The organism is Flavobacterium sp. (genome assembly GCF_044373165.1).
Lineage (GTDB): Bacteria > Bacteroidota > Bacteroidia > Flavobacteriales > Flavobacteriaceae > Flavobacterium.
Genome location: NZ_JBILQL010000166.1, coordinates 1 through 3381 on the forward strand (window position 1 = coordinate 1; position 3381 = coordinate 3381).

Annotated in this window: 1 protein-coding gene; it reads right to left on the reverse strand. The window is 45.9% G+C overall.

Annotated features, from left to right (window positions below; genetic code table 11):
• The coding region (locus tag ACIQ32_RS12415) for a hypothetical protein (protein ID WP_396195989.1) at nt 1-3381 on the reverse strand (3381 nt) is incomplete at both ends.

Here is a 3381-nt window from a genome sequence, read left to right on the forward strand (position 1 = left end):
CTTTGAGTCCTTCAAGGAATCGCTCAAGCAATGATGGGTTGGTGTAGAAGAATGCAATGTCTGCTTCCCTCGTGCGGCCTGTAGCCATACGGGTGATCTCCATACGCACCCACTCAGCGGCGGCGTCAACGTCTCCGGTCACACCAGCCTCACGGTCGGCGGCAATGCGAGCCGCACGCTCGGCGGCGTCAGGCACCATGTTGGAGTACATCATATCGAGTATCTCGTTCACCTTATCGGGACCGAGTTCCACTGCGATAGCAGCAAAGTCAGATGTTGCGAACGCAGTGAATGATGCAAGGTGGGCAAGCTCCTCATCTACTGCCGTACGCACTACCGCTTTCGCGTTAGCTTCCGACAGACCTGACGCCATTGTCGCCACGAGATTCTCGTTGACAAGTATCGTATTAGGCTTAGTTGCATTAGCGCCCATCGCGCCGACCATCGTGTTGTTGATCTCGATGTTGATGCCAGCAGGTGTGATGCGGCGGATCTCACCGAGCACGTCAATTGCTGTGTCTCCGGTAAGTTCCGGCACGCGAATCATGCTAGTCCACGTAAGTTGTTCGGGGACTTGACCACCAATGATTTGAGCGGTATCGGGTATCCGCACGTTCTCTGACGTATCAGTCGCCATCCGAGGATTTAGCAGTCTTGAAGATACCTCGGTTACTGGTTTGGTTAATGGTTTTGGTTTTGGCTTTGCAATACCTAGGATTTTACCGTATAGAAACTCTAGGCTAGGTAAATCTAACCTATGAGCCGAGGAAACCGAACCATAAATAGTTTTAAGTTTAGGTACAAATAAATCGCGGGCTTGAGTGATAGCTTTCCCAGTGAAACTTACTCTTGTTGGGTCACCTAATGTTTCTAGTTCCGGTAGATTGATGGGGGATTCAGTCTGAGATATTGATTTACCGATTGTTTTCAGTTTAGGTAGAGTTAGCGGTACCGGCATTTCAATATCCGATAGTGTACCGTGAATAGTATTCAAGTTAGGCGTGTTCAAGAATCCATTAATATTTCGGATTTCGAAAACCTCAGTGAGTTTAGGCATATCGAGACGACTTGTTTCTCTGATACCCCTAATATCGCCCGTCATTTTTAAGACATTTGGCAGCGAAATATTTCCACTTCTATCACCAACACCCACAGCAAGAATACGGTCAATACTGGTTATGTTAGGGAGCGTATGATTTCCGGTCACTTCATACATCTCGCCAACCTTAGTTAACTTCGGGAAGTCATATGTATCCTGTTCAATTTGGCTCCAGTTTGTGATCTCTGTTAGTTGTGGTAAAGACAACGGGGTTGTCGTCTCCGATAGGTAAGTAACCTTCTTTAGGTTTGGCGCGTCTAACTTTGGAGTACGATTTAAGTACTCTACTTCAGTTAGTTTAGGGACATACGCGCTACGGTTACGGGCATCGCTCGTGCCTTGGATCGCACGAATTTTTACCAGCTGTGGGAGTCTAGCGTTTCCGCTCGCTACTATCAACGAATCAAGAGTAGTAACGGCAGGAAATTCCGCAATAACCATGCTACCACTTTGGACGCGGTTGTTGTCACCCCGAAGCTCGATATATTCTACACGTGTTAGCTCTGGGAAAACTACATTTAAAGCATCAGAGTACTGCCCGTGTCTTACTACAACTTTTTCAGCTCCTTTTAGTTTTGGTAATTCCAGTTTTAATGATGGTGTTTTTAGTATACCAATATCAACATAAAGTGTTTGTCCCACAAACTCTAGATTTTTAGCTGCATCAATGGCGGAAAGACCAGTTGCGTTGACCCACACGCCAACGTTTGTTGCTACTAAGTTAGGGAAGTCTCCCACATCTACGAGCGAGTCACTATCGGAATAAACATACTGTACGTCGGGGTTGTATTCTTTCTTACGAACTTTATCAGAGTCATAGAAGAAGATGTTGTCACGTTTTTCTACCTCCTCAGCGATAGCCTTATACACAGATGAAGGCCACTTGTCGGCGTCATCGCTGTATCCGTTACTAGACTTACGATGCTTGGGTATGTTAAGTAGTTCTAGGTCTGTGAAACTAGACAAACCTTTATCTCTAACTACTCTGTCTAGGAACTCTTTGTCTGCTAAAAAGTCCTCAGCTCCAGTTATATTTGTATCACTTCTATTTAGATAAGTCTGAAGTATATCCTCATGTTTTTTGGTACGTGTCTGGTTCGGGGTATTTCCGCGAGGGGGTTCCGCCAGCCTATCATTATAGGTACGTATAGCTACTTCTGCTTTTCCGTTTTCGAAGTAAACGTGGAAGTCTCCACCAGACAGATGTGATTTGGCTGTAGACACATGACCGCCTGTACACCATGAAGTACCAGCGCACGCTTCATTTAGTTTTACTGCGTCTTCGTGTTCTTTAGATTTCTTAAACACATACCAACCAGTACCAAACTTTTTAGACGTTTCCGAAGCGGCATTCTGTTGCTTGATGTAGGCCAGTTTAACGGCGTCTTTAATTCCTTTCCCAGATCTAAGATAGCCAACTACATCTGATGCTGTCTTACCGTCCGCTACAAACGGCATTTGCTCGTTGTCACCGGCCATCTCGATCACGCGATACCTTAGCCCGTTATCGGCTTTAGTGTCTGGGTCCGTTCTTACGGCATACTTTGATGCTGCAATTAGTAACACCGCCGCTTCCGGCGAGTCGTAAAGAGTTTCTGGTGCTGGGTCCGCCTCTAGTACTGAGTGCTGGTTTAAGTACTCAGCGAAAGAACGAATGGCATCTGATCGTTCTGTGTTTATCTTCCATACTGTATCCTCAACTGCTTTGTCGAAACCGCCGTCAGAGATTAAGTTGTGTATCTCTACTGTTTGATCCGAAGCGTTAGCGTGTTCGATATTATCTGGGTCATATACTTTACCATCAGGCATGGTAAGAAGCCGCCTGTACATCCTAGATATGCCATCTGGAGTGGCTTCGACGACATAATTTTCAGGGTACTGTATGTGGTCTTGAATAATCTCATCAGCTAGTTCAACTACATCTTCATATGTCTTTGTCTCCGGTTCGATGAATCGGGTGAAAGCAGCCGCAAAGGATTGCAGAGAAATACCTGAGGGGGTGTTGAGTTTCTCAACGTCACTACGAGAGAAGTACAGAGTATCCGGTGCTTGAGACATCTTCTGCTCTAGTTCATACTCATCCGACTGAATCCGTTCGAGTAGCGAATCAAAGAACTCTTTGTCCTCAAAGGCAACACGGGCGTCCTGTGCGATTTGAACGATACCGTCAATGTCGCGGCGTGAGCTGATGTTGAATGTGTGGTAACTAGCCAACGACATCTGTGAGAAGTCGAACAACTCCTTAATAGCTTTATTGAGTAGCGTATTCTTCTTACCGAAGA